This is a genomic window from Nostoc sp. LEGE 12454, assembly GCF_056620565.1.
On record NZ_JBWQXL010000005.1, the window covers coordinates 279,723 to 304,633 of the forward strand.

Annotated in this window: 20 protein-coding genes and 1 pseudogene; 8 read left to right on the forward strand and 13 right to left on the reverse strand. The window is 42.5% G+C overall.

Going from position 1 to position 24,911, the window contains the following annotated elements; all coding sequences use genetic code 11:
* Position 1 precedes the first annotated feature (1 nt).
* A complete protein-coding gene (locus AC1F2U_RS08020; RefSeq protein WP_480260620.1) occupies positions 2-2,362 on the forward strand; it encodes a PhoX family protein in 2,361 nt (786 codons plus the stop codon).
* Positions 2,363-2,527: 165 nt separating this feature from the next.
* Here the strand turns inward: AC1F2U_RS08020 and AC1F2U_RS08025 are convergent, their stop codons facing one another.
* Together AC1F2U_RS08025 and AC1F2U_RS08030 are read right to left on the reverse strand one after the other, a co-directional pair.
* Positions 2,528-3,088, reverse strand: coding sequence for a PEP-CTERM sorting domain-containing protein (locus AC1F2U_RS08025; RefSeq protein ID WP_480260621.1), 561 nt, complete (start codon positions 3,086-3,088; stop codon positions 2,528-2,530).
* A gap of 322 nt (positions 3,089-3,410) precedes the next feature.
* Positions 3,411-3,671, reverse strand: coding sequence for a hypothetical protein (locus tag AC1F2U_RS08030; RefSeq protein ID WP_322672580.1), 261 nt, complete (start codon positions 3,669-3,671; stop codon positions 3,411-3,413).
* Between the two features lie 484 nt (positions 3,672-4,155).
* Here AC1F2U_RS08030 and AC1F2U_RS08035 point away from each other — a divergent pair, with 484 nt between their 5' ends.
* Complete coding sequence (locus tag AC1F2U_RS08035) at positions 4,156-6,225, forward strand: tetratricopeptide repeat protein (protein ID WP_480260622.1); 2,070 nt, start codon at positions 4,156-4,158, stop codon at positions 6,223-6,225.
* Positions 6,226-6,281: 56 nt separating this feature from the next.
* Here the strand turns inward: AC1F2U_RS08035 and AC1F2U_RS08040 are convergent, their stop codons facing one another.
* On the reverse strand, positions 6,282-7,100 hold the full coding sequence (locus AC1F2U_RS08040; RefSeq protein WP_480260623.1) for a hypothetical protein: 819 nt from the start codon (positions 7,098-7,100) through the stop codon (positions 6,282-6,284).
* A 131-nt stretch (positions 7,101-7,231) separates the two neighbouring features.
* Positions 7,232-8,728 (reverse strand): DUF1565 domain-containing protein, encoded by a 1,497-nt coding sequence (locus AC1F2U_RS08045; RefSeq protein WP_480260624.1) that lies wholly within the window; start codon positions 8,726-8,728, stop codon positions 7,232-7,234.
* A 152-nt stretch (positions 8,729-8,880) separates the two neighbouring features.
* On the opposite strand from AC1F2U_RS08045, the gene AC1F2U_RS08050 reads away from it, so the two are divergent.
* Positions 8,881-9,051 (forward strand): hypothetical protein, encoded by a 171-nt coding sequence (locus tag AC1F2U_RS08050; protein WP_480260625.1) that lies wholly within the window; start codon positions 8,881-8,883, stop codon positions 9,049-9,051.
* Between the two features lie 540 nt (positions 9,052-9,591).
* Here AC1F2U_RS08050 and AC1F2U_RS08055 read toward each other — a convergent pair.
* Entirely contained in the window at positions 9,592-10,122 is a 531-nt protein-coding gene (locus AC1F2U_RS08055) for a pentapeptide repeat-containing protein (RefSeq protein WP_480260640.1), read from the reverse strand.
* Between the two features lie 548 nt (positions 10,123-10,670).
* Entirely contained in the window at positions 10,671-12,065 is a 1,395-nt protein-coding gene (locus AC1F2U_RS08060) for a TldD/PmbA family protein (RefSeq protein ID WP_480260626.1), read from the reverse strand.
* Between the two features lie 449 nt (positions 12,066-12,514).
* Between AC1F2U_RS08060 and AC1F2U_RS08065 the strand changes: the two genes are divergently transcribed.
* Together AC1F2U_RS08065 and rpsU are read left to right on the forward strand one after the other, a co-directional pair.
* On the forward strand, positions 12,515-12,838 hold the full coding sequence (locus AC1F2U_RS08065) for an RNA recognition motif domain-containing protein (protein WP_480260627.1): 324 nt from the start codon (positions 12,515-12,517) through the stop codon (positions 12,836-12,838).
* Between the two features lie 120 nt (positions 12,839-12,958).
* Positions 12,959-13,150 (forward strand): 30S ribosomal protein S21, encoded by a 192-nt coding sequence (rpsU, locus tag AC1F2U_RS08070; RefSeq protein ID WP_069073774.1) that lies wholly within the window; start codon positions 12,959-12,961, stop codon positions 13,148-13,150.
* A 336-nt stretch (positions 13,151-13,486) separates the two neighbouring features.
* Here rpsU and AC1F2U_RS08075 read toward each other — a convergent pair whose 3' ends face one another.
* From AC1F2U_RS08075 to AC1F2U_RS08085, 3 genes are all read right to left on the reverse strand, one after another.
* The gene (locus tag AC1F2U_RS08075) at positions 13,487-14,431 is read right to left on the reverse strand and encodes a hypothetical protein (protein ID WP_480260628.1); all 945 of its coding nucleotides are present in this window, start codon (positions 14,429-14,431) and stop codon (positions 13,487-13,489) included.
* Positions 14,432-14,493: 62 nt separating this feature from the next.
* Entirely contained in the window at positions 14,494-15,978 is a 1,485-nt protein-coding gene (locus tag AC1F2U_RS08080; RefSeq protein WP_480260629.1) for a galactose oxidase early set domain-containing protein, read from the reverse strand.
* A 466-nt stretch (positions 15,979-16,444) separates the two neighbouring features.
* Positions 16,445-18,733: an amylo-alpha-1,6-glucosidase gene (locus AC1F2U_RS08085; protein ID WP_480260630.1), complete on the reverse strand. Its 2,289-nt coding sequence runs from the start codon at positions 18,731-18,733 to the stop codon at positions 16,445-16,447.
* Positions 18,734-18,864: 131 nt separating this feature from the next.
* Between AC1F2U_RS08085 and AC1F2U_RS08090 the strand changes: the two genes are divergently transcribed.
* Positions 18,865-19,476: a peroxiredoxin gene (locus tag AC1F2U_RS08090; protein ID WP_322651784.1), complete on the forward strand. Its 612-nt coding sequence runs from the start codon at positions 18,865-18,867 to the stop codon at positions 19,474-19,476.
* A gap of 157 nt (positions 19,477-19,633) precedes the next feature.
* Positions 19,634-20,170 (forward strand): peroxiredoxin family protein, encoded by a 537-nt coding sequence (locus AC1F2U_RS08095; protein WP_334836554.1) that lies wholly within the window; start codon positions 19,634-19,636, stop codon positions 20,168-20,170.
* A gap of 148 nt (positions 20,171-20,318) precedes the next feature.
* Here AC1F2U_RS08095 and AC1F2U_RS08100 read toward each other — a convergent pair whose 3' ends face one another.
* The 4 genes from AC1F2U_RS08100 to AC1F2U_RS08115 all read right to left on the reverse strand — a co-directional run bounded on the left by AC1F2U_RS08100 (position 20,319) and on the right by AC1F2U_RS08115 (position 23,675).
* Positions 20,319-21,896, reverse strand: coding sequence for a serine hydrolase (locus AC1F2U_RS08100; protein ID WP_480260631.1), 1,578 nt, complete (start codon positions 21,894-21,896; stop codon positions 20,319-20,321).
* 171 nt (positions 21,897-22,067) lie between these two features.
* Positions 22,068-22,808: an RNA methyltransferase gene (locus AC1F2U_RS08105; RefSeq protein WP_480260632.1), complete on the reverse strand. Its 741-nt coding sequence runs from the start codon at positions 22,806-22,808 to the stop codon at positions 22,068-22,070.
* Positions 22,809-22,935: 127 nt separating this feature from the next.
* Entirely contained in the window at positions 22,936-23,331 is a 396-nt protein-coding gene (locus tag AC1F2U_RS08110; protein ID WP_480260633.1) for an HNH endonuclease, read from the reverse strand.
* A gap of 2 nt (positions 23,332-23,333) precedes the next feature.
* The gene (locus tag AC1F2U_RS08115; RefSeq protein ID WP_094350173.1) at positions 23,334-23,675 is read right to left on the reverse strand and encodes a hypothetical protein; all 342 of its coding nucleotides are present in this window, start codon (positions 23,673-23,675) and stop codon (positions 23,334-23,336) included.
* A 152-nt stretch (positions 23,676-23,827) separates the two neighbouring features.
* Here AC1F2U_RS08115 and AC1F2U_RS08120 point away from each other — a divergent pair.
* Positions 23,828-24,814 (forward strand): annotated as a pseudogene (locus tag AC1F2U_RS08120) (ABC transporter ATP-binding protein).
* Positions 24,815-24,911 lie beyond the last annotated feature (97 nt).

The following is a 24,911-nucleotide window of genomic DNA, read 5'->3' on the forward strand; positions in this document are numbered from 1 at the left end:
TATGTCTAAATTAAGTCGCAGACAAATTTTAGTATTTTTTGCTGGCAGTGCTGGTGCGGCTGTCTTGGGAGACACAATTCTAGATGGTGTTTCTAGTATTGCAGGAGCAAACAACAGGCAACTGAGCTTTACACCAGTGCGCTTGCCCCATTCTTTACCAATTTATAAACAGCAGAAAAGTTTCTTGCCAACGGGAATCGGTCAAGGACAGGTAATCAATGCATCTGCAAATGCGAAGTTAAATAGCTACAACGTAGTTGATGATGTGGTAGTGCCACCAGAGTACGAACGTTATGTAATTATCAGCTGGGGCGATCGCGTCTTTCCTAACAAAGATGATTATTTCGGTTACAACAACGATTATACGGGTTTTATTCCTTTGGGTAGAACTAACGATATAGGCTATTTGTGGGTTAATCATGAATACGTGAGTTTTCCATTTTCCGATCTAGCACCCGAAGCTCCTGCCGATGTTAAAGGATTGCCTACCACCTTTGAATCAGTGATAGGGTGGGCTTTACCTGCCACCAGAGGTATTGAATTTGACGGTGAAGCACTATATAACTTAGGCGGATCGATCGTCCGCATCTCCCGACGTAATTCTAGTAACCGTTATGCTGTGGTTAAAGGTGATGCGAGAAATCGCCGCCTTCATGGTCTTTCTGGGTTGGGAATTAATAGCCAAAGGAGTGATGAATATAAAAATGTTACTTCTTGGGGAAGTCGTAGCTACCAAAAAGGCGATCAAAACTATCTCATCGCAACTGGCCCAGCTGCAACCCAAGTATTTAACCTCTCCTCCGATGGATTGGGTAACAAAATTATTGGCACTGGCTATAACTGTTCTGGCGGTACAACTCCTTGGGGAACGATTTTAAGTGCTGAAGAAAACTTTCAAGGAAGTGTAGGATCTTTTGTCGGTGTCACAGAATCAGTCAACCCTAATGGTACTCAAACAGGTTACATCGATGGCACCACTGGTAAAACCTTCGGTTTAGTTGGCGAAAAATACGGTTGGATTACAGAAATTGACCCCGTTAATCCAAATTTCCGCCCTCGCAAACATACTTCGTTGGGTCGTTTCCGCCATGAAAACGTTGCCATCCGTGCCGAAGCTAAAAAACCGTTAATTGCCTACATGGGTGATGATAGACGTGGCGGACACACCTGGAAGTTTGTCAGTGCAGGTGTTATTTCTTCACCAACCAGTAAAGCCAACAGCAGTTTGTGGGAAAGTGGTACGTTGTATGTCGCCCGTTACAATCCAAATGGTACGGGTCAATGGATACCGTTAAGTTTAAACAGTCCCACTAATCCCATTTCACCATCGGTGATTTCTTCTGTGGAGTTTGCTGCTTTGGGTTCGGCTCAAAGAAATGGTCTTTTACCACTACCAAAACGCAATGGAATTGCAGGTCAAACTACAGATGGTGGTTCCCTCGCAGTCGATCGCACCAATGAAGCAGAGAGACTACCTGCTTATCAAGGTAAAAAACTATCTGACTTCTACACTTCCCAAGGTGCTATTCTCAGCGATGCTTTCTTAGCAGCGAATTTGGCTGGCGGAACTCCCACCGCACGTCCAGAAGATATAGAAGTGCATCCAAATACCAAAGAAGTGTTCATTGCATATACTGATGGTGCGCCAGGAAGCGACGGTTATCCAGATTCGCGCATTTTCCAGGTTGCCAAGTTGAGTACAGATGTCAACGCAACGCAGCAATCCGGGGGATTGTATAAGATTATTGAAGATAGTGCCGATGGTACTGGTCTAACCTTCCGTTGGCAGAGATTTGCTCAGGGTGGAGAAGCTGGATCGATTTCTGGTGCTGGTTTTGCCAATGTAGATAATTTAGTCTTCGACAATAAGGCAAATATTTGGGGGGTAACAGATATGTCTACCACTACTCACAATGGTTTTAATGTCGGTGCTGCCGGTACTGTAACTACCATCGACCACACAGTTAGTGGTAATGTTTCTAACTTCACAGGAGTTTTCGGTAATAACTGGCTATTCTATATTCCTACTACTGGTAAGAATGCCGGAGAGATAATACCCTTTGCTCACGGGCCAGTGCGTTGTGAGATGACCGGGCCAAGTTTTGTGGGAGATACGCTGATTATTTCGGTACAGCATCCCGGCGAAGATAGCCCAATTAATGATGGCACGATCCTGAGTCGTGAGATTGAATTATTGGATTTGAATGGTGTTACATTCAATCAGGCTCGGACTGTGCCTCGTGGTAGTAGTTGGCCAAGTAACATTCCAACTGCTGACGGTGGTAAGGGTCAACCTATAAGTCTTCCCAAACCATCTGTAATTGGCATTAAACGTAAGAATCCTACTGGTAGTTTTACTTAATACCAATTTAATTAATGATTGCAACATATCTTTGGTAAAGACGCGATGAATCGCGTCTCTACAAATGGTCTATTTGTTGCATTCTTTTTTTTTCAAATTGGTATAACTATGTGTGTAGAGACGTTATTATCTAACGTCTCTATATTAATTTTCAAAGTAGGACTATTAATTTGTCACTCCAGATAGTTTTTTCTGGCGTTTCATCCCCAACGCCATAGCACTTGCGATCGCTATACCACCAAGAGTCATCGGTTCTGGTACGGATGTACTTTTAGAGTAAGTTACTGTACCTACCTCTGTTGTAGATAATAAGTCGGCACTAAGAATGCTATAAAACTTTGTTCCTCCTGTATTTGGATTACCTGGATCGTTACCAATCAAAAACCGATCTTCAACCAAATAGCTCAGTCCTGACAGGTTGCCATTTCTAAAGCTGACTACGGGAGATGATGGGTAATCAAAATCACTTGCCTCTGTATACTGAGTCCCCAAGTAGTCAAATAAAATAGATAATCCATTGCTAACGCCTAGAGTTTCGTCACCGATCGCAGTTAAAGTCGAGTCATTATACCGAAAAGAGCCGAAATATTGACCGGGGCGATCGCCAGATGTCGCATTTACGGTGAAATCATAATTTACTAAGGCAGCTTGCGTCGGTTTAACAGCAGCAGCAACCGCGATCGCAACAGCAAAAGCCGCAACGCTAATATCTTTAGCTAATTTCATCAGAAAAAGCTCCGAAACTAAAAAATGAATAATTCTGTAATTTCACTTAAATAAACTTTTAACCAATGTATGCAGGTTAAGATATAACAAACAAAAGATTATCTCCGTTAAATCTTTAAGTTTGCTAGCTATATATAAATTTTGTGTAAACTTATTTCAATATTTACAGTAGGTTATGTTTTGAGTTGGGGCGTAGGCGCAGCCCTCACATATAGCAATCCTATCTAAGTTGTGAAAATGAACAAACCATGTTTTCTACGAAATGCTAAGAAGAGAAAAAGAAGTTTTCACATCTGATTTAGGACTGCTATAGTTACGAAAATCAGGCATGAAGATTTGCTTGTTCCTGCAACCACGGATCTACAGGTTGTCCATCTTTGCGGCGTAATTCAATTTCCACAACCATCACTTCTTTGGAACCAGGAGGTGCAGGTTTTTTATGAAAAATAATGTCATAATCTTCTGGATTATGTTTACGTTCTTTCAACCATTCCTGTACCTTGGTTGTGGCAAATAATGATTGCCCTTGCTCAAACATTCGGGTAATCTGCAATTGCAGTGTGTAAGGATTTATGCGACCCATTTTCTACCGCCTTTGTTAAGTTAATTTGAGGACAAGTAATCTACTAACTGTAGATAATCTAATGTTAATGCGAACCAACCACACATGACACTTCCCATACAGGTAGAACTTCCAGTTTCAACGCCCTATTATCTGTAAAAACAAAGTCTGAACCTGGTTCGGTAGATGGTCTAACAAAGTCTCGATGCCTTCGCATTTTGTCTTCTACTGATTGATAAATTATTATTTTTACTGCTTGACTTTCAACATCTTTAGCAGTAATCACAACGTAGTAATATTATAGTAGTACCTCACCAAAAAGTGTCACAAACTTGACTACACTCTCTGACTAAAGTTGTACGTACACTCAGGACGAGAAAACGGATTAGTTAAGCATTGCTCAGAATTTTACACTGCCTCTACAACATTTAACCACTTAATTCTGTTATAGATTGGAGAGAGGCAAGCCGCTTCAAAAACTGACCAACAGACTCAGATGGTTGTTATGCAGAGCAAAAATCAAGCTGTTTTCGCTTTAATTGTAAAAAGCACGATTGTATTTTTACCCTTATTGTTATCCGTTGGAATCGCCAGCGGACAATCTGCACCATCACCCAACCCAGCACTAACTCCGACTCCGGTGTTATCGAATTCAGAACGGGAAGAATTAGCACGACTACGAGCAGAAAAACGAATTCTACAGCAAGTTCAATCTGATTTTAAGAATACTTTTAGTCGCACAACCATATTACTCGATGTTTGGCTAGTTATACTAAGTCTCTTTCCAGTCGCAGTCATTGCTTTGTTATGGCTGTTGCGACGGGTGATAATTCGGGAAATTATTGATAGGGCAATGCAACAAGTCCAAGGAATAGAAAAACTACAAAATCAGCTAACCACCGTTAAACAAGAAGCTGAAAATGTTATTCAAGATGCTAAAAAAATAAATTATGAATTAGAACAGGAAACGACTGCTTTACAACAAAAAATTAAATATGAGCAAGAAAATGTATCTATTCTGATATCCGATCTAGATTTAGCTAAGGCGCAGGTATTAAGTAGATTAGAAGCGGAACTAAAAAAATCTCAAGAAAATATAAAAAATTTAGAATCAAAATTTGCTTCGGGGTTATCTAAATTAGAGTTTGATGCTCAACAACAAAAAGATATAGCACTAGAGAATTTAGGAAAATTAGCATCTGCGATCGCAGAAGAACTGTCTAAGTTAAACTTAGGTGTGCAACAACAGCAAGAACTAGCTGTTACTGATTTAGAAATATCAAAGTCTGAGTTCACATCTCAACTTTCTGGATGGCAGTCTGATGCTCAACAGCAAAAAGATATAATTTTTGAAAGCTTAACAAAATTACAGTCAGAATTTGTAGAAAAGTTATCCGAATTACAGGTAGATGCTCAAAAGCAAAAAGAGATTGCCGTTGACAGTTTAACTATATTTGAACGGGAACTTAAATCTCAATTATCTGAATTACAGGTAGATGCTCAAGAACAAAAAAATCAAATTATTGCAAGTTTAGAAGTATTGCAGTCAGAATTTAAATTTCAATTATCTGAATTACAGGTAGATGCTCAAAAATCCAAAGAGCTAATCATTGAGAATTTAGAAAAATCTGGCTCTGAGTTTAGTTCGCAGTTTTCGGAATTACAATGGAATGCTCAACAACAAAAGATTCTCATTCTAGAGAAGTTAGAAAGATTAGAAACTGAGTTTGTTTCTAATCTTTCTGAGCTACAATTGGATGCCCAAGAAAGAAAGGATCTGATTCTTCAAGAACTGACTGAAATTACGCCGGAATCGATTCTAGATGTGGTAAATTCTGAATTTGAGCAAGAAATACAAGAACAGCCACAACGACCAGAATTCACTGCTGATGAGTATGTAAAACAAGGAGACGATCTGTTTTCCCAAAAGCGCTATGAAGATGCGATCGCAGCTTACAACCAAGCAGTGAAAATCCAACCCGATGAACCTGTGAGTTGGTTAAAACGTGGTTTAACTTTGGGAAGGTTGAAACGCTACCAAGATGCGATCGCATCTTATGATAAAGCGATTGCGATTCAGCCAGATTATTATCAAGCTTGGTGCGATCGCGGCGTTGCTTTGGGAAACTTACAACAACATCAGCAAGCCTTTGCCTCATTTGAGAAAGCTACACAAATCAAACCTGACGATGCCGTTGCCTGGTTAAATCGCGGTCTTTCCTTAGTAGCATTAGAACAATACGAAGAGGCAATAATCTGCTTTGATAAAGCGCTAGAATTCCAACCCAATTCTCCCAAAATCTGGGATAAACGTGGTTATACATTGGTAAGATTGGGACGCGATGATGAAGCGATCGCTAGTTTTAACAAGGCCTTAGAAATTAAGCCAGATTATGCCAGTGCCTATTACAACAAAGCAGCCTGTTACGCACTGCAAAGACAAGTTGACCGATCTCTGTTAACTCTACAACAAGCGATTGAACTTAATCCCAGGTATAAAGAAGACGCAGCAACTGACCTCGATTTTGATGATATTGCCGACGATGAGCGCTTTAAGCTGTTAGTTGCAGAATAAAATGTCATTTGTCATTCGTCACTTGTACTGAGCGTAGTCTAAGTATTTGTCATTTGTCATTTTCCCCTGCTCCCCTGCTCCCCTGCCCCTCTGCTTCCCTGCTCCCCTGCTCCTTTTTCCCTGCTCCCCACACCTGGGTTATGTTCGCTAGACATGGCTTTGAGTTTAGATGTGAAAGAATCAGAGCAATCGCTTGTTTCGGGGGTAAATTGCCCGATTGGGGCATGAATAGGAGCAGGTGGGAGCAGTTTTGGCTGTCGTTGATGATGGTTTTGTGATGGCGCAGGCGCTGGGCTTTCTTGTGAAGTTTGCCTCTGGCTGACAGCAGATAATCGCTCAAGGGTTGCTGAAGAGGTAAATTTCCCAGAAAGCGGAGACTTCAAGACGGTTTTATTGTCTCTATCTTCCTGCTTTCCTTCTTCTTCACTCAAAGATGTCTTTGGTTGATAACTTTTCAGTTGGAGAATTGCAGTATTGCTGTGTTGATAGCCGTTGCGATTCTTAGCTGGTGGTAATTGAGGACTCGTCACTTGCTCTACAGCAGGTTTTCTCTTGGCTGGCGGTAGAGCTGGCGCAGTCGATGACGTTAAGTTTTGGGGAAACTTGCTACAAATCATCCGTTCAAATTCCATGTTGAAATGATATGTAGCCTGATCCCGGCGCTGCCAAAATACTAAAATTTGCTGCACAGAAACCGCTTTATAACGACCTTGATATAGTGCCTCAATCACTGCCAGGTGTAGCCAATTAAGGGGGTATTGCGTTTGCCAACGCTCAACTAGCTCATTGGCACTATACCCACCGAGATCGAAACTATAGTTAATTAATAAGGCGATCGCCAAGTTGGCAGAGGTGTCCGGAAGTGTTGTTAACATGGGGCTATTAGCTTTAGGCAATAGGTCTAAGATTTGTCACCCATCGCATATTAGCCTAGCGTGCTTTTAACTACATGGTTTATTTTTCCAAGAGTTGCCGAGCCGATAGGCAGTGTTCCTTATTTTACTTGTCAACTTCTAGAATGCAACCCCACATAGACTGATTTAATCGCAGATGTTCGCCCAATCGCGACTAATGCCTGATAAACCATCGCTGCAACTTCGGCGCGTGTTGCAAAACGTAAAGGTGCAAGTACTTTCGGATCTGGATAGTTGACAACTATTCCCCATTGTGTAGCAGTGGCAACGGCTGTCCGAGCGTAGTCGGGAATGGTATGACGATCGCGATATATTTCTAAAACATCGCGATCGACAGCTGGTAATCCCAGTCCGTTTACTAAGGAGACAATCACCTGTAGCCGCTGCACACTTCGATCGGGGCGGAAAGTGCGATCGCTAAATCCACCAACAAAGCCACTGCTAGCCGCAATTTGGATAGCGCTATAAGCCCAAAAATCTTTGGGTACATCCGTAAAATCAGGAGATGGGATTTTGGGAAATGGGTTAAAAGCGATCGCCACCAAAGCTGCATACTGGGCGCGAGTCATGGGTTTATCTGGCTGATAGCTACCATCGGCAAAAGCATGAGTTAAATCCATCCTCGCTAATGCCTGAATAAATGGTTCTGCCCAATGTCCGTTTAGTTCGGGAGAAGAGGATTCGGTCAAAGCGGCGACTTGATTGGTTGGGAGTAATTCTACCAAGCCCTTAACTAGAGAAGCATTTAATTGATTACCTACGGAAACTAGCTTTTGTGTAGTGGCATTATATAAATCAAATTCACTATGATCGCGAAAAATATTATCACCTGGATCTTCGCTATTACCTAAATCTGGGACTGCATTACCATTGACTAATAAACCACCTTGGGTATTTTTAGTAATCAGATTTTGACGCAGCACAGGTTGGGCATTACGAGAAAGTGCGATCGCCGTGCGATTTTCTGATAATTTGTTATTGGCGATCGTTGGCGCAGCAAAGTCACTAATTGCTATGCCTAAAAGGTTTCTTTGAAATACATTCCGCAGTACTTCTCCCTGGCTATAACCTGCTATCACTAACCCGCTAGCAGTATTTTGCACAAATACGTTATCTAAAATTGCGGGTTTGGCAGTACCAGTGGTAAACACACCTTCCCGCCCACAATTGCTCAGAGTATTGTTACTTAAAGTAGGTGCAGCCGATTCAATCCAGATACCAGTACCTTTGGCTGAGGGATTGGTGACAGTTACACCTAAAACACTGGCATTATTTACCAGCAGCAGCGTAATATTTTGTATACCAAAACTGGGACTTTGATACTCGCCACTCCCGGAAATTACAATTCCTGCACCAATGTTTGCTTCATCACCCACCACTGTCGCTCCTCCAGGGACGATTAGTGGAAACACCTCACCACTAGCGACGTTGTAAGTCCCCGACTCCAGATGAATTATCGTCGGGATTTTGGTTACTTTTAAGGCACGGGTGAGGCTTTTAAACGGACTCAACCGTGAACCAGTATTGTTGGTATCATTCCCTGTCATAGGGTTGACATAGAGTGTGACAATGAGGGTAGAGTTCACCATTGATAGTTGAGAGTCAATTGTTTTAATTATGACAATCGTAAATAACACTACTTGTAGCAAAATTTTTCACAGTAATATCTTTGTGTAGAGAAAATATATCCACCTGACTTTTTCTGACAAGCAGATCGTGTGTACACAAAAGTTATAGACTCTTGTGCAATATTCCAAGTTCTCATCTCAATCGCATTGTCAGTCAAAACAATCGCATTGTCAGTCAAAACAATCGCATTGTCAGTCAAAACAATCGCATTGTTAGTCGAAACAATCGCATTGTTAGTCGAAACAATCGCATTGTCAGTCAAAACAATCGCATTGTTAGTTAAAACAATAGACTTCTTGCAAAAGTTCCTAACACCCTACCCCCAACTTCTCCCCGCAAGCGGGGCTACCGTGTATACACAAGTCTAGAAATTCCACCTGAAACTTGGTTTCGTCGTCTAGCTCTAAGCTGTTGGAGAACTCCGGTTGCCTGTCATTGCCTACGTGAATGCGTCTTATACCCGCATTTCTCACAAGCTTATGAAGCGTTTGATAATGAGTAATAAGTAATGGGTAATGAGTAATAAGTAAAAGAGCAACAGGCGCAATACCAGTGCAAGAACTTGTACATTCTTACTCACTACTCATTACTCCTTACTCACTACTCATTACTCCTCCATTCGAGGTGTGGTGAGAAATCCGGGTTATAGAGAGGAGGAACAACGTTCGCTTTCTCGTGTCGCAGACAAGCAATCGCAAAAACTACGGGATTATGCGATTACTAAGCGAAGCTCGTAATGACAATTTAAAGGGTTTAGAAGGCTTGAAACCCTTGCAGATAGAACTTGTGTATACACCGTAGGCAAGCGGGGAGGGTAATGAGATTAAACATTCTCATCCAGAATAGTTCCTTCTATATTGGCTCCATCTAAATTGGCTCCGCTCAAATTTGTCTGGCTCAAATCTGCTTGAGTGAGATTTGCCTGGGATAAGTCAGCTACAGTTAAATCTGCACCACTTAAATCCGCTCCATCTAGATTTGCTGCTATCAAGTTTGCTTCCTGCAAATCCGCCTCACTCAATTTAGTTTCAATCAATTTAGCAACCGTTAAATCAGCGTGACTCAAATTAGCTCCATCTAAAATTGCTCCATCCAAGATAGCTGCATCCAAAATAGCTTTGCTTAAGTTGCTATTACTAAGATCCGCATTGCTCAAATCTGCTCCATTTAAGTCTGCTTCAATCAAACTGGCGTTGGTTAAATTAGCGTGACTCAGATTAGCTCCATCTAAAATTGCTCGATCTAAAATTACGCCACTGAGATCGGCTTCTCTTAAGTTGGCCTCGCTCAAGTTGATACCAGTAAAGTCTCTGACACCTGCGGCATAGTTTTTCAGGAGTTGATCTGCTTTCATATCTGTCACTGTGCTAAGGAACGTTTAACTAATTCGTAATTCGTAATTCGTAATTCGTAATTCGTAATTTTTGAGTGTAATTGCCCTTTATTATTTATATATACGTGACTTTATTTCAGTTTGGATCTAAATAATAGTCTGAAACACTCTTTATTACGAATTACATTAGCGCAGCAATAGTGAGTCCGCAAGCGATCAATTACGAATAATTTTGGACTATCCAGACTAACAGTAAATCCCCAGCACGCGCCACGGAGGATTAGTGTGATTAATTAAACTAGAGTGGATATTGAATCAATTTTATCTAGAGTAGCTATTTTTAACTACTAACGCTACTACCTAGAGTTGTGAGTTAATTTCATACTTGAGAGGGATGTTGCTCACCTTAAAAGTTTAAGCATTAACGTGAGTCTGCAACGGAAACTCACGTTAAGCATTAGTGCAAAGCGATCGCTATACTCAATTGTGTTGTTCGTCTGGCAGAGGTTATGGCAAAACCAATTCCTATTGTTTTGCAGATTATGATTCTTACGACTGAAGCAGATAGGTCATGTTTCCCCACCAACCACTACATCTCGAATTCGGAGGCTCGGGCCACCACAACCCACTGACAAGCCATTTTGCCCTCCCTTACCACAACCGCCAGATTCATCCCAATAAAAATCATCGCCAAGTGCCTCAATATCCGCTAAAGTTTGGAATACATTTCCCGAAAGCGTCACATCTCGGACAGGTTCAGCAATTTTGCCGTTCCTAATCATCCACGCTTCCCCAGCACTAAAGGTGAACATTTCCCCATTCGTCATCCCACCTAACCAATTACGGGCATAAACTCCTTCTTTGATATCAGTGAATAAGTCTGCAACTGGTGTTTTGCCCCGTTCAATCCAGGTATTTGTCATCCGCACAATGGGAGTAAAGTGATAGTTGAGACAGCGGGCGTTACCCGTAGGCGCTTCCTCCAATTTGCCAGCAGTTTCACGAGAATGTAAACGTCCCACTAAAACTCCATCTTTAATTAGTTGAGTAGTCGTGGCAGGTGTGCCTTCATCGTCGTAAAAATAGCTACCGCGATGTCCCTCTGGAGCCGCACCATCAAAAATTTGCAGTTCTTCTGGGCCAAACCGCCGTCCGATGGTCATCACTTCCAGCAGATCCGGGTTTTCGTAAGCCATATCAGCCTCAGAAAGATGTCCGAAGGCTTCGTGGACAAATAAACCCGTGAGAATTGGGTCAATGACTACAGTGTAAGTATTACCTTTGACTGGTGGTAGAGATAAAGCGGCGATCGCTCTTTGAGCAGCACCTTGTACCTGTTCATCCAAACTAGTTAAGTCTTCGTAAGCTTTGCGAGAACCAGTAGTTTCCCGTCCAGTTTGTACGGTTTCGCCATTTCTGGCGGTGGCGGCAAAGCGCATTTCCATATCCACCCAAGATTGCTCGATCGAAGTACCTTCGGAAGTAGCAATAATTACTTTTTGGGCGCTGTCACCGTAACGCACCGAGGTAGTGGTAATTCGGGGATCGACGCTTTTAAGCAATTGGGCATAGCGATCGCACAATTGTTTTTTCTGCGAGAGTGGGATATTTCGGGGGTCAGTACCTTTTAGGGGTAGAGTGCATACTGCTTGCACCGGGTCAATAGGTGCAAGTAAAGTTTCTTCATCACCAACCATCCGCGCAGCTGCGATCGCTTCTTCTATGCGATCTTCGATTGTTGCCAGCTGGTTAAAACAGCTCAACCCCCATCCGCCTTTATAACAAGCGCGAATATGTCCGCCAATGGAGATGCCTTCACTGAGAGTTTCTACCTTGTCGCCACGCAACAAGATATCAGTCCCTTCTGCTTCTTCAAGGCGAATCATCAGATAATCTACACGCTTAGAGTAGCGGGCGATCAGGTCAGAAAGTAAATTTTGTGCGTCAGCAAGTGTAGTCGACATTTCCAATTAGTAACAATGACGAACTGCATTTATTTTGCAATTATTTGGGTAATTTCTGCTAATCAATATTATGAGGAGACTGGTTACTGGGGGAGATGATACCATTTTAGATTTTGGATTGGGAATTACCTTGGTGCGTCTGGGTTGATGCGAATCCATCTGTTGCAATCATTTTTCAAATTGGTATGAGTGAGTGGAAAAACAGGGGAGAAATTGCAGTAAGTTTTTCCTCTGTGTCCCTTTGCACCTCTGCCTCTTGTGCGCAATCTCCAACCCCCAATCTTGAGTTACGGTGGGTAAGAACTCAATGATGTGCTAAGATAATCAAGTGAGAATAAAATTCGGTTACATTCTTTGTTTTTAGTATTGACAGGCTTTTTCCTTTTGGTCTTAACAAGCTTGCCTCCGAAATCTAAATCTCTACACACCTATGATTTTGGAGATAATGCATGTCGATTTATGTAGGTAATCTATCCTACGAGGTCACACAAGATGACCTCAATTCTGTGTTTGCCGAACACGGTACTGTAAAGCGGGTTCAGTTACCTACTGACCGTGAAACAGGACGTCCACGCGGCTTTGCCTTTGTAGAGATGGGCACAGAAGCTGAAGAAACAGCCGCCATTGATGCTCTTGATGGAGCTGAATGGATGGGACGCGACCTTAAAGTGAATAAAGCGAAACCAAAAGAAGATAGAGGTGGTTCTTTTGGTGGTGGTGGCGATCGTCGCGGTGGCGGTGGCGGTGGATACAACAGAAATAGTCGTTACTAAGCTTTAAGATCAAAAATTAAGTTTTAACGTCTAAAGGGCAGAGTCATTATCTGCCCTTTTTGCGCTCCGGTCTACTGGATGGCTTTAATTGCCCAGTACCAATTAAGTAGGAGATGATAAATGACCCAAGTATTTGTGGGCGAAAATGAAGGAATTGAGTCAGCCTTACGTCGATTTAAGAGGGAAGTCTCCAAAGCAGGTATTTTTCCAGACATGAGAAAGAATCGTCACTTTGAAACACCTTTGGAAAAACACAAGCGCAAAGAAGTCGCCAGACACAAACAACGCAAGAGAAATTTCCGTCGTAATTAATAATTAGCGATACCTCCGGTTAGCTATGCTAACACACTCTCTCATTAGATTCTTAGCTGTCGAAAAGGCGATCGCTGTACTCCAAAGAAGAATCTAATGAGCAAGTTTTGAACTTCGGCAACCTTTCCCGATATCAGTTATCTATCAAAATTATTATAAATTTGTTTGAGTTATTGCTGTTCTGTATTAATCAGAATTTCCAGGGTTAACTCATTAAAAAATCAGTTAAAAATATTCTTAATAATAAGCTGCACCAATCAATGCCAATAAAAAGCCCTCAAGCAAAGATGAGGGCTAGGCAGTTTTTTTTTGCTAGAGATATGAGATCAATTCCTTCTAAGCACGAGCACGCGTAATCTGAGTAGTATCAAAGTCTTGTAGCCGAGTCATATTTCCACTGTTCTTATCAACAATAAACACAGCATTAGGTGTCTCATATCTCATTGCTCCAAAGGCGAGGAGTTGACCTGTTGTAGAGCAAACTAAGCTTTGTAAGCCATTATTCCATGCTTGACCATTAACTTTTAATTGTCCTAGTCTGATGGGCTTTTTTTGATTTGGATCTAGCTGCACCAGAGTTGTCTCACCATACGCACCAACTATAGAGCTATAAAGTATTCCATCTGGGCACTCAGCTAAATTGCTGACTCGCTCATCATCCAGGAATTTAACCTTACTAATAGAACTTATCTCTCCTGTTTGAAGGTTAATATCTACCAATCTGATCGGTGGTGTACCGTTCTTCTTACCTACTAGACCAATGAGTCGCCCATCGTTAGTACCTAGCAAGCTCCCAAGCTGTTGATTTGGTTTAAGTCCTGAGACTATCAAAGTTCTTACAGGCGTACCCAAAAATGTAATGCGAGTAGGTGTCGCCTGTCTTCGACTAATCGCAACCGGAGTAATGGCTACAACAAGTGTGCCATCGTTTAAAGAGGTAAAACCACTCAATATCTCATTAGGCTCTAATAGAGGTGTGCTTTTATCCGTAAGTACCTGAGCCTTTCCTGTCATTAAGGATTGCAAAACTAGTCCTACAGGCTTAATATCTGTGCTTACTGTGCTTACACTGTTTAGAGCAGTGTTCTCTACTAATTCAGTGGTGTTTACCTCTGTAATAGCTGTTTGGTCAATATTAACGATCGGACTAGAACCTATACCTACAATATTTACACTTGGTGTTTCTGCCAAGGCTTTCTTGGTTAGATAACCAAGTCCAGATACTACAGTTCCAGCAAGTGCCAACTGTCCAAACCGTCGACGTGATACCTTGTAATTCATATTTTCCTTCCTAGAATTAATGACTTTTATTAGGTAGCGGTGCGAACATAAACAGACATCCTCTAATATATTTGCGTCCAGGTTGCTACTGAGGGTGTTCCATTGTTGTCACTAATAAAAAGCATGTACCAGCCTGGGGGTGCGATATTTCGATTGTTTATTACCGTCACCTTAAGAGAAGTAGCGTTTCTAGAAATAATCGGTGCATCCACTAACCTTTGTTCTGTATCGCAAGAATGGGTAGTTGCCATTGGTCTAATAAAACTAACCCATTTAATATTCGCAGCCTGGGGTGTCTGAATCGTAAATTGCTGCCCGTAGGTCACTGTTTGAGGAGCGCTCTGAATAACTGGACGCGATCGCGACATATACGCAGGACTGTAGATTTCTAATCGCAGTTCATTGACCGTCCGTTGAGGGTTTCCACCAGCTGTGACGACCCTACCATCTGGTAAGAGCAAGGCCACCGAGTGATATACGCGGGGGACAGTTTGTTTAGCTACTACTGTCCAGGTATTTGTCGCTGGATTGTAGATTTCTGCTGGCAGCATTGATTGTGTTGTGTCCTCATTCATTTTGCTACCATTGCAAACAAACACTGTGCGATCGGGCAACAAAACTGCGCTGTGATGCATCCGGGCATAGTTTAAAGGCTTTGCTGCTACGTAAGTTGGATTACTAGCTTTTAAATCGACAATATTTACTCTCTTGGTTGCTGTCTTACCACTACCCCCACCGAGAATCATCACCTTTTGATCTTGTGCAGGTGGTAAAAGGAGACTCGCAGCTTGATCGCCAAAAGCTATGTCTTGCAGCCCTGTCACCACTGTTTCTGTAATGGATTGTGTAAATGTCTCTGGCAGAGTTAATATCCTTGGTGTCACTCCAGTGCCACCCATCTGGGCACCTGAATAAAAAATTTTCCCACTACTTAGTAGAAACAGATGTGCGTATGGCGGTAAGGCACTAGTTGTGGGAAAAGCTTTCCAACCATTTGGAAAGAAAGCAGAATAAATTTCTGGTTGTCTATTGAGCTTGCCATCTTTATCCGGCCCAGACACTGCTAGGACTCGACCGCTGCCTAGTGTTAACACAGTAGGATACCAGCGACCATTATTCATTGATAGTATCTTGACCCATTTCTCAGCAATGGGATCGAACATCAGAGCATAGGGTGAACCATAAAATGGGTCATAGCGCAAAGTTCCACCTGCAACTAGTAACTGACCATCAGGGCGGAAGGAGTGACCAGCGCAAAAAAGATCCATAGGTTGATTGTTACTATCCAATGGAGGCGCTTGACGCGAAAAGGTTCCCTTGTTTATATCCCAGACCACACTGTCATAGGGAGTATTTAACCGATTGGGATCGTTACCTGAGCCACAGAAAAAGAATATTTTACCAGTACGAAGTAAAGCGGCATGTATAGGTAGGATTGGTGCCTTGTATGACAATACTTGCCATTTATCTGTAGTAGTAGCTAGAGCAATGGAAGCCCCTAAATTTGTTTCCTCTTGAAGGTTAGTGTTGTTATTAGGTTGAGTCACTTTATTTACAATTATTCCTACGTAAACTTCATTTTTTGTACTTTATTTTATTAATTGATTTCTCAATTTATATCTATACTTCTTTAGGCTTATTTAGCGTTAAAATATGATGTCTTTTATAATAAGGGAATATAAAATAAGCTTTATTAATAGTAATTGCGCTGTCAATCATCAATCCTGTAGCAGTATCTAAATTAAGCCTTAAATACATTGCTGCTATCAATAATACTACATATCATTCATGAAATTTTATCATCATATATTTTCTCACAGAAGAAAATAAACATCTTTGATTTTGCGGTCTCAATTGATGAAATCATCGAAAATCTTTAGTAACTTTTGGATCATCAGATAAATTGATAAAAAGCTTGTACAGCAAGAGTTTTGCCGATTACAACTAGCAACATTAATTTGTGAATGTATATTAATCAAGAATAATTATCCAAGACCATCTGTATCCCTACAACTATTTAATGTAGCGGATTATTTCGGCAACTGACCAAGCCTGAGCGATCGCTCCTCTGGGTGTGTGAGGTGAATCGCCATCAAAAATCTCAGAAATAGAACCAAGACAAGCGTCAAAGAAAAAGTGATCTAGCAAGGGTTGCCAATCAAAAGGCAGCGATTGTTGTGGATAAAAACGTTGCCAAGCCCGAATATATGGTCCAATTAGCCAAGTCCAAACAGTGCCTTGGTGATAAGCGCGATCGCGTTGCTGTTGATTGCCCTCATATTTTCCTTTATATTCTGGATCTCCTGGATCGAGACTGCGAAGACCATAAGGTGTGAGCAAGCTGGTAGTTGCCAAGTCTAATATCTGACACCCTTGCTGTTCGGGAAACCCACAATGGTGTAGGGATAGCGCCAAAACGGCATTCGGACGAATTTGAAAATTCCGGCGATCGTCTGGCTCAATAGTATCGTACAGATAACCTAGCTGAGGATTCCAGAATTTTTGCAGTGAGGTTTTCACGTGTTGTGCTTGGTTAGCATAACGCTGTGCTTGCTTAGTGAGACGCACTGGTGAGCCATATTCCATTTGGCTCAGGCGCTCTGCCCACTGACTCAGCCAACATAAAGCAGAATACCACAGTGCATTGATTTCCACTGGCTTCCCATAACGGGGTGTGACGGGGTGTGTCCCAATTACCACATCCATCCAGGTGAGAGCTACACCACGAGTATCCCAACTAACTAGCCCATCGGTAGCATCGACCTGGATATTGAAATGTGTACCACCGACAAATGCTTTATAGATTTGCTGTACTACAGGGAATTGCTCTGCCAAAAAATCCCAGTCTTGGGTAGCTTCTAAATAAAGTCCTAAAGTTTCAATCCACCACAATGCCGCATCAATACTGTTATAAATTGGTTCGCCATTGACTTCGGGAAATGCATTCGCAATCAAACCGTGGCGACAATAATGCCCAAAAGTTCGCAGTACTCCTTTTGCTAGGTCAAAGCGCTGTGGAACTAATGCCAACCCCGGTAAAGCGATTAATGTATCGCGTCCCCAGTCATTAAACCAGTGATAACCAGCAATAACCGTGGAACCTGCAATTGAGGCTCGATAGACGATAAACTGATCGCTTGCTTTGAGTAGTTGTTGCCAGATTGGAAATTGAGCATCCCTTTGGCTTCTCTGCGAGACGCTACGCGTAGCTTGCTTCCCCAAAGGGGTACGCTCAGGGCAAGTGGGAGTTGGACATGGGGTATAGGGCATTGGATATTCGTAGTTATTCTCCCGCTCCCCTGCTCCCCTGCTCCCCTGCTCCTCTGCCCCCCCGCTCCCCTGCTCCCCTACCCCTCTGCCTGAGTCTCTCCATCCAAAAATCTGTGAGAGCCTTTCTTGCTCTGCTTCCACAGCTTCTGTGAAAGTTTTGACGCTGAGAACACCTGGCACTGAGTCGGGAAAACCTACTCGTGCTTCTAAAGTCACCGTATCTCCTGGTTGAAGTGTGACTATCAAGTAACCAGGACTGTGGAGGTCTTCCTTGTCGCCTAATCCCCGTTTTGTCTCCTCAGACAATCTATAATCCCAATACCAAACTGCATCTGGTTGATAATTTCCTTGTGTCCAGCGCAAGTGCCAGGGTATGCCGAAGCGCCCAGAATTGATCGCTTGTAAACAGACTTGCTGTTCCCCTAGCAGTTGTGAAAACTGTAATTCTTGACTAGCAGTCTGCTGGTGGTGAAAGTCACGTTCTGCTATCAACAGTCGCAACCTTAAAATCGCTGTTTCAGTTCCCTCATAGCGGTACTGGATTAAAATTCGATGGCAAAATTGGGCATTGGGCATCAGAGGCAGAGGGGCAGAGGGGCAGAGGGGCAGAGGGGAAAAACTTTCTGCAACTTCTCCCCTGCTCCCCTGCTCCCCTGCTCCCCTGTTCCCCCGCCCTTCGTCCCCAATCCCCACCAAACCATAGGGCATCACCAATTGTCTAGTTAATTGCCAGTTATCTTGACCCCAAGTCCATTTAGGAACTGGGTTAATATCAAAACTGCGTAGCTGTTCGTAGCCAGTTCGCTCAATCTGACCGTTACCCCAAACATTTGTTCCCAATGCCACAACGCGCCCTAATATTTCCAAGCTAGCTTCTAGGTGCGAAAACAGCAGAGTCCTTCCAGAAGGTGGGTTTGTGGCAGCAAACAGCCAACCATGATAGGTACGCGTGCGGACATCAGAAACTGTACCGCTGGCAAAACTTCCTAAGCCGTTGGTAAGCAACCATTCTCTTGTATCTAAATCAGGCATTTGCTACTCAAAATCGTTATGAGTATGATATAGTCGTAACAGATCGTAATTAAACTGTGAGAGCGTGGATGGGTAAATTTTACTTGACCCAAATTCCAACGCTACTAAACCGATAAAGGAGAATTAGGTTAATGTCCCTTACTTACGGAACCGAAGGAAGCCTCCGCGTTGGTCAACAAGCTCCCGATTTCACAGCAACGGCTGTGGTAGACCAGGAATTCAAGACAATCAAACTTTCCGATTATCGCGGTAAGTATGTCATCCTGTTTTTCTACCCATTAGACTTTACCTTTGTTTGTCCTACTGAAATTACAGCATTTAGCGATCGCTACGAAGAATTCAAGAAAATCAATACTGAAGTCCTTGGGGCTTCCGTTGATAGTGAATTTTCTCACCTCGCTTGGATTCAAACAGATCGTAAGTCTGGTGGCGTCGGCGACCTGAATTATCCTCTAGTCTCCGACATCAAGAAAGAGATCAGCGCCGCTTACAACGTTCTTGACCCAGCAGCAGGCATTGCCTTGCGTGGTCTGTTCATCATCGATAAAGATGGTATCATACAGCACGCCACCATTAACAATCTAGCTTTTGGTCGTAGCGTTGATGAAACCCTGCGGACATTACAAGCAATTCAGTATGTTCAGTCTCACCCTGACGAAGTTTGCCCAGCTGGTTGGCAACCTGGTGACAAGACCATGAATCCTGACCCAGTGAAGTCTAAAGTCTACTTCTCTGCTGTCTAAATTTCGCTAGGTAAAAAACTCTAATCCAGCCTTTTGGAGTTGAAAGCAAAATCAATGAAAACCACAGATAAACAGAGATACACATTAAACAATGTCAACCTCAGTAAATATCTGTGGTTTTTTATAAAATAGTATTTAAATAATCAAGGCTAAAAATATGTTGACTTCAACTGACTTTAGTGGCTTATTAAATGAGCGATTCTTTCGCAATTTTTTACCAGTTCCAGCCAGCAATCAACTCAGATTGGGAGTGGGAACACCTGACTTTCAATTGCCAGATATTACCAACGGAACTTTAGTAAGATTGTCTGATTATAAAGGCAAACAACCAGTGTTACTCGCCTTTACTCGTATTTTTACCGAAAAGCAATATTGTCCTTTGTGTTTTCCTCACATCAAAGCTTTGAATAAAAACTACGAGCAATTCAAAAATCGCGGTATAGAAGTTTTAATGATTACTAGTACCGATGAAAGGCAGAGTCAAATAGTTGTCAAAGATTTAGGCTTAAAAATGCCACTATTGAGCGATCCTAGTTGTCGAGTATTTCGTACATATCAAGCAGGGCAGGCACTAGGAGCGCCTTTACCAGCACAGTTTGTATTAGACAAAGAAGGAAAACTGCGCTACTGGCATTTATTTTCTTTTTTGGATCGCAATGCTAGTGTTGAGACATTGTTAGAACAATTCAATTGACTATAAGTGTTCAAAAGAAATTGCCTTTGGTGTTGAAAACTAGGAATTAGGAATTGGAACTCTTAAGATTTGAATGGTAATTCCGACCCTAATCATATCATCAAATCTTAATAGTTTCACTTGTTTGAAAAGTATTACGAATTACAAATTATCTTTGAGGATAATACTGAGGATTCGCAACCTGGGGCTGATAACCGTTTGTGGGTACTGTACTTCCCATACCGTTAGGTACAGGAGTGACAACAGGAGGCTGATAAATGCTCATAGGCGCAGTGCCTGTTGTACCGTTAGGTAAAGCAGGATTCGCAACCTGGGGCTGATAACCATTTGCGGGTACAGTGTTTGTAGTGGTGTTTGGTGTGACAGCATTCTGGCTAAACTCTTGGTAGGCTGCACGAGAAATTGAGCTAATAAATTTTTCGGCGCGGGGGTCGTTTGCTGGGCGTTGTACCATTACAGACGCTATGTAGCGCTTGCCAGTTGGAACAACAATTAAACCCGTATCTGCCAACATTGTGCCGATATCACCCGTTTTGTGGTATGCTCTTGCACCTGTCCCCAAACCTGATGGCAGCAGAGTGTCTTTTTGGGTGCGACGCAAGATATCAAGCATGAGATCGCGTGATGGCATACTGACTAAATTGCCTTGACTCACAATCGCCATCAAATTCCCTAGTTCTTTGGGGCTAGTGGTGTTTGTCCCTTGCAAATCTGGGAGTTGATTGCGAATTGTTGTAGTTGTCAATCCCCAACTACGGAAACGCTGGTTTAAAGCGTCCATTCCTCCCAGTCGGGCAATCAGCATATTTGTCGCCGTGTTATCGCTGATTGTAATCATTTTAGTGACTACTTCCAAAGCGGCGTACTGAGTTCCTGGTGGTTTGTATTGCAAATCTCCCGAACCGCCGGCTACCATATCCTGTTGCATGGTCAGCATATCATCTAGGCGAATCTTCCCCGCGTCCACATCCTGAAAAAAGGCAATCAAAATCGGTACTTTAATCGTACTAGCCGCTGGAAAACTGGTAGAGGCATTGATATCTACATAATTACCAGTATCTAAATCTACTAAGAAAATTCCAGGTGTAAGATTCGGGTTGGTAGCCGCCAAATTTTGCACGGCATTTTTCAAAGAGGTAATTTCTTGAGATAGGTATAGACTCGAAGCTGCGGCTGGGGGAGTTTGGGTAGGTTGTGGCTGCGATCGCGCCACATTACTAACATTATTATTAGATTGCGACGCCGAGTTCGTGCTGATGCGATTGGCTGGGTCTAATACTGACAATACAGTGCCCACAATTGCACCCATCCCAATCCCCACAATCAATAACCGCAAAACATACAATACGGTTTTGGCCATTGGCTTTAACTGGGTTTTTCGCGATGAGCGTCTGCCTGTTTTTGGCTTTTCCATCCGCACTGTTTTAACCATCACAGCACCTGGTCGGAAGGGAGGAATTTTTCCCTTGACACTAGGTATTGGTTTTACTGCCATTGGCATAACTAACCCCGATTTTACCCTACGTGTAGCGCCAGAGATTGGGGGAGGACTGATTTGATTTTTTGGGCGTGTTAGTGCCCCTTCTTGTCCATTTGTAGTTTGCTGCTGACTGTTAGTTTTAACTCTCTTCTTTACCACTTTTTGGACTTTTTGTGGCTGCTGGCGGCGATTTAAGGGTTGACGCCGCGAGAAAGCTGTTAGTTCGCCACTTGATTCTGACACCATTACTCCTTGTGACCCACTTGACTGTTTTCTTGCAGACTCTTGACCCCAAACTTAATCTTTAAGCAATATTAATACTCAAATTCCACTTTGCCACTAAGTAGCATTTTTGTGTTTAGTTTAAGCCATATTAATTATTTTGGGGAGATGATTGCGTATATATTAAACGAATAATTACAAGTTTTCACTATTGTTCTGGTTTTTCAGGGCCCATTCTACTTGCTGCAAAATTCCTCGTAGCATGGCCACCTCCCCAGTTTTCAAGTGAGCGCGATTATACAATTGGCGAAATTTTCCCATACGACTAGCTGCCGTATGGGGATATATATAACCAATTCTCAGTAATACTGATTCTAATTGCTGGTAGTATCCTTCCATAACATCCAAGGATGCAAGTTCAGTTTGAGGTAAGGTTTGAATGTCAAGTTTTTGGGCAGATTGTGACAATTCATAACAACAAATTGCTACAGCAGTAGCTAAATTCAGGGCGACATAATCTTGACTCGTGGGAATGCCAACAAACCTCTGTGCATAATTTAATTCTTCATTGCTCAATCCCCGGTCTTCTCTCCCAAAAATCAGGGCTGTGGGTTTTTCTGGTTCCTCCAGTAACCAGGGTAGTGCAGTGCGAGGATTTTCTAAAGGTGTTTCTAAACTACGAACGCGACCAGTAGTAGCGATCGCCCGTACACATCCATGCAATGCTTCTGGTAAGGTTGCCACTATTACCGCAGATTCTATAATTTCCTGAGCGTGAACAGCCATCATCAGAGCTTCCGTCGATAGCGGATCGCATTGGGGGTTCACTAATACTAAATTATATAGACCGAAATTTTTCATTACCCTGGCGATCGCGCCGATATTGATCGGCCCAGCTGGTTCTACCAACACAATTCTTAATCCAGCCAAGCCCATTTTTTTCCTCCTGCGATCGCACCAGATAATCCTTACAAGTTAATTTTCAGCGTTATGCTTCTGCTGAAGAGTTTCCTTGAAATCATTTTAGCTGTGTAAGTGAATGCCTGCGTCAGGTCTGAAGAGTTCAGCGCAATCTTTGCCGTTCAGCTAGTCGTTCGTCACTATTTATTTGTAGTAATCTAATCGTTGTACGTCCCATAGGCGTTAATCCCACTAGATTCAGTTCTGAAAAGGTGAAGTGTTCAGCCCATTTCTGGGTGCATGGGTTGAAAAGAAAACTAAAAGCCCCTGTTTCTGGATCGAAAGATCCTAAGTCAGTACCTTTATGACGATTACATCGCCAGCAGGTGAGGGCTAAATTATCAGCATTTGTTGCTCCACCGTGCTTTTGGGCAATAACATGATCGATCTCATGGGAAAAAAAAGCAACTCCTGCGGGTAAATGGCAATATTCACATCTGTAGTTTGCGCGTTCTTCTACTAATCGCCGAAGAACAATAGGAATATAGGTTACACTCACGGTCAGCTGGTCAAATAAGATAAGTTACCTGCTTTAATCATCACAACTAAGTGTTCAATACGTTCATACTCATCTAGTTCTTTCAACTCCGTGGGTGTGAGTTCACCTGCGTTACTGCGTGTTAACAAGGTACGTAACCGTTCTTGCATTTCGGGAGTAGGTTTAAATTCAGCAATTTGTTCGGGAGTGGGGTTGCTAGCCAAAAAATCTAAGATATATCGGTAAACTTGTGCTGGTACAGCTGGTTGTTGGAGACTCAATGCAAGTAGTTCAGGTAAGCGATCGCCTACTTGTGCTAGTTGTTGAGATAATTCCTCTGATACTTCTAGAATGATTCTTGGCATGGGGATTGCATTGGCAATTTACTTATTATTAAATGATATATCTCGAAATTTTTCATTCCCCTAGCGATCGCTCCGACATTACTCACCCCAGCTACCTCTACCAAGACAATTCTTAATCCACCAAGCCCATTTTTTGTGCCCCCTGCCCAAATATGTCTCACATTATTGTCGAAAATCTCAGGAAGACTTTCTTTGTGTCTGAACGTTCCTCTGGGCTTTTCGGTTCAATACGAGGACTTGTGCAGCGAAAAACTAAAGAAGTTTGTGCCCTCAAAGGAGTTTCGTTCTCCTTGGAACGGGGAGAACTTGTAGGATACATTGGCCCAAATGGAGCCGGTAAATCGACCACGATTAAAATTTTAAGCGGCATTCTCGTACCTTCCAGTGGAAAATGCCTAATTGGCGGACGAACTCCTTGGAAAGATCGAATTAAGCACGTTAATCGTATTGGTGTAGTGTTTGGTCAAAGAACCCAACTCTGGTGAGATTTGCCAGTGATTGAATCTTTCGATTTGCTGCGGGATATTTATCGCGTTCCCCAATCGGAGTATCGCCAGACACGCGAAGAAATGATTGATTTGCTTAGTCTTGGAAGCCTACTTTCCACTCCGGTGAGGCAGTTAAGCCTTGGTCAAAGGATGCGATGTGACTTTGCAGCCGCAATGCTTCACAGACCGGAAATTCTTTTTCTTGATGAACCTACTATTGGGCTTGATGCAGTTTCCAAGCTTGCAGTCAGAAAATTTATCAAAGCGCTAAATAAAACTCATCAAGTAACCACCATCCTGACTACCCATGATATGGATGATATCGAGGCATTGTGCGATCGCATAATTATTATTGGTGGAGGTGAAATCCTTTGTGATGGAACTTTAACAGCACTGCGTTCTCAAGTTTCTTCGCGTCGGTACTTAAGAATCGACCTAGCAAACGATGATTTCTTCTTTGAAGAAGAAGGAGTCAGTATTATCTCTAAAGAAGGTCGCACTGTAACTCTCGCCTTCGATCCCACAAAGCTTTCTGCTGCGTCTTTGATTAGCCAAGTTACCTCGCAACATGAAGTAGAGGATCTTTTTGTAGAAAATCCACCTATTGAAGAGATAATTGCGGGTGCGTTCCGTTCCCTCCAAATGGCATAAAGCCAAGGACGAGGGACAAGAGAAGGTAGGGAATATAACTCTAACTGAACCTTGATAACTTAACTTTCGTGTTGGTGAGAGAAATAACTCAAGTCCA

Coding starts and splice junctions, on each gene's coding strand:
- AC1F2U_RS08040 (WP_480260623.1), bottom strand. CDS start 7,100: ATGTTAACAACACTTCCGGACACCTCTGCCAACTTGGCGATCGCCTTA.
- AC1F2U_RS08065 (WP_480260627.1), top strand. CDS start 12,515: ATGTCGATTTATGTAGGTAATCTATCCTACGAGGTCACACAAGATGAC.
- AC1F2U_RS08105 (WP_480260632.1), bottom strand. CDS start 22,808: ATGGGCTTGGCTGGATTAAGAATTGTGTTGGTAGAACCAGCTGGGCCG.
- AC1F2U_RS08100 (WP_480260631.1), bottom strand. CDS start 21,896: ATGGTGTCAGAATCAAGTGGCGAACTAACAGCTTTCTCGCGGCGTCAA.
- AC1F2U_RS08090 (WP_322651784.1), top strand. CDS start 18,865: ATGTCCCTTACTTACGGAACCGAAGGAAGCCTCCGCGTTGGTCAACAA.
- AC1F2U_RS08055 (WP_480260640.1), bottom strand. CDS start 10,122: ATGAAAGCAGATCAACTCCTGAAAAACTATGCCGCAGGTGTCAGAGAC.
- AC1F2U_RS08030 (WP_322672580.1), bottom strand. CDS start 3,671: ATGGGTCGCATAAATCCTTACACACTGCAATTGCAGATTACCCGAATG.
- AC1F2U_RS08095 (WP_334836554.1), top strand. CDS start 19,634: ATGTTGACTTCAACTGACTTTAGTGGCTTATTAAATGAGCGATTCTTT.
- rpsU (WP_069073774.1), top strand. CDS start 12,959: ATGACCCAAGTATTTGTGGGCGAAAATGAAGGAATTGAGTCAGCCTTA.
- AC1F2U_RS08115 (WP_094350173.1), bottom strand. CDS start 23,675: ATGCCAAGAATCATTCTAGAAGTATCAGAGGAATTATCTCAACAACTA.
- AC1F2U_RS08035 (WP_480260622.1), top strand. CDS start 4,156: ATGCAGAGCAAAAATCAAGCTGTTTTCGCTTTAATTGTAAAAAGCACG.
- AC1F2U_RS08060 (WP_480260626.1), bottom strand. CDS start 12,065: ATGTCGACTACACTTGCTGACGCACAAAATTTACTTTCTGACCTGATC.
- AC1F2U_RS08045 (WP_480260624.1), bottom strand. CDS start 8,728: ATGGTGAACTCTACCCTCATTGTCACACTCTATGTCAACCCTATGACA.
- AC1F2U_RS08085 (WP_480260630.1), bottom strand. CDS start 18,733: ATGCCTGATTTAGATACAAGAGAATGGTTGCTTACCAACGGCTTAGGA.
- AC1F2U_RS08075 (WP_480260628.1), bottom strand. CDS start 14,431: ATGAATTACAAGGTATCACGTCGACGGTTTGGACAGTTGGCACTTGCT.
- AC1F2U_RS08025 (WP_480260621.1), bottom strand. CDS start 3,088: ATGAAATTAGCTAAAGATATTAGCGTTGCGGCTTTTGCTGTTGCGATC.
- AC1F2U_RS08020 (WP_480260620.1), top strand. CDS start 2: ATGTCTAAATTAAGTCGCAGACAAATTTTAGTATTTTTTGCTGGCAGT.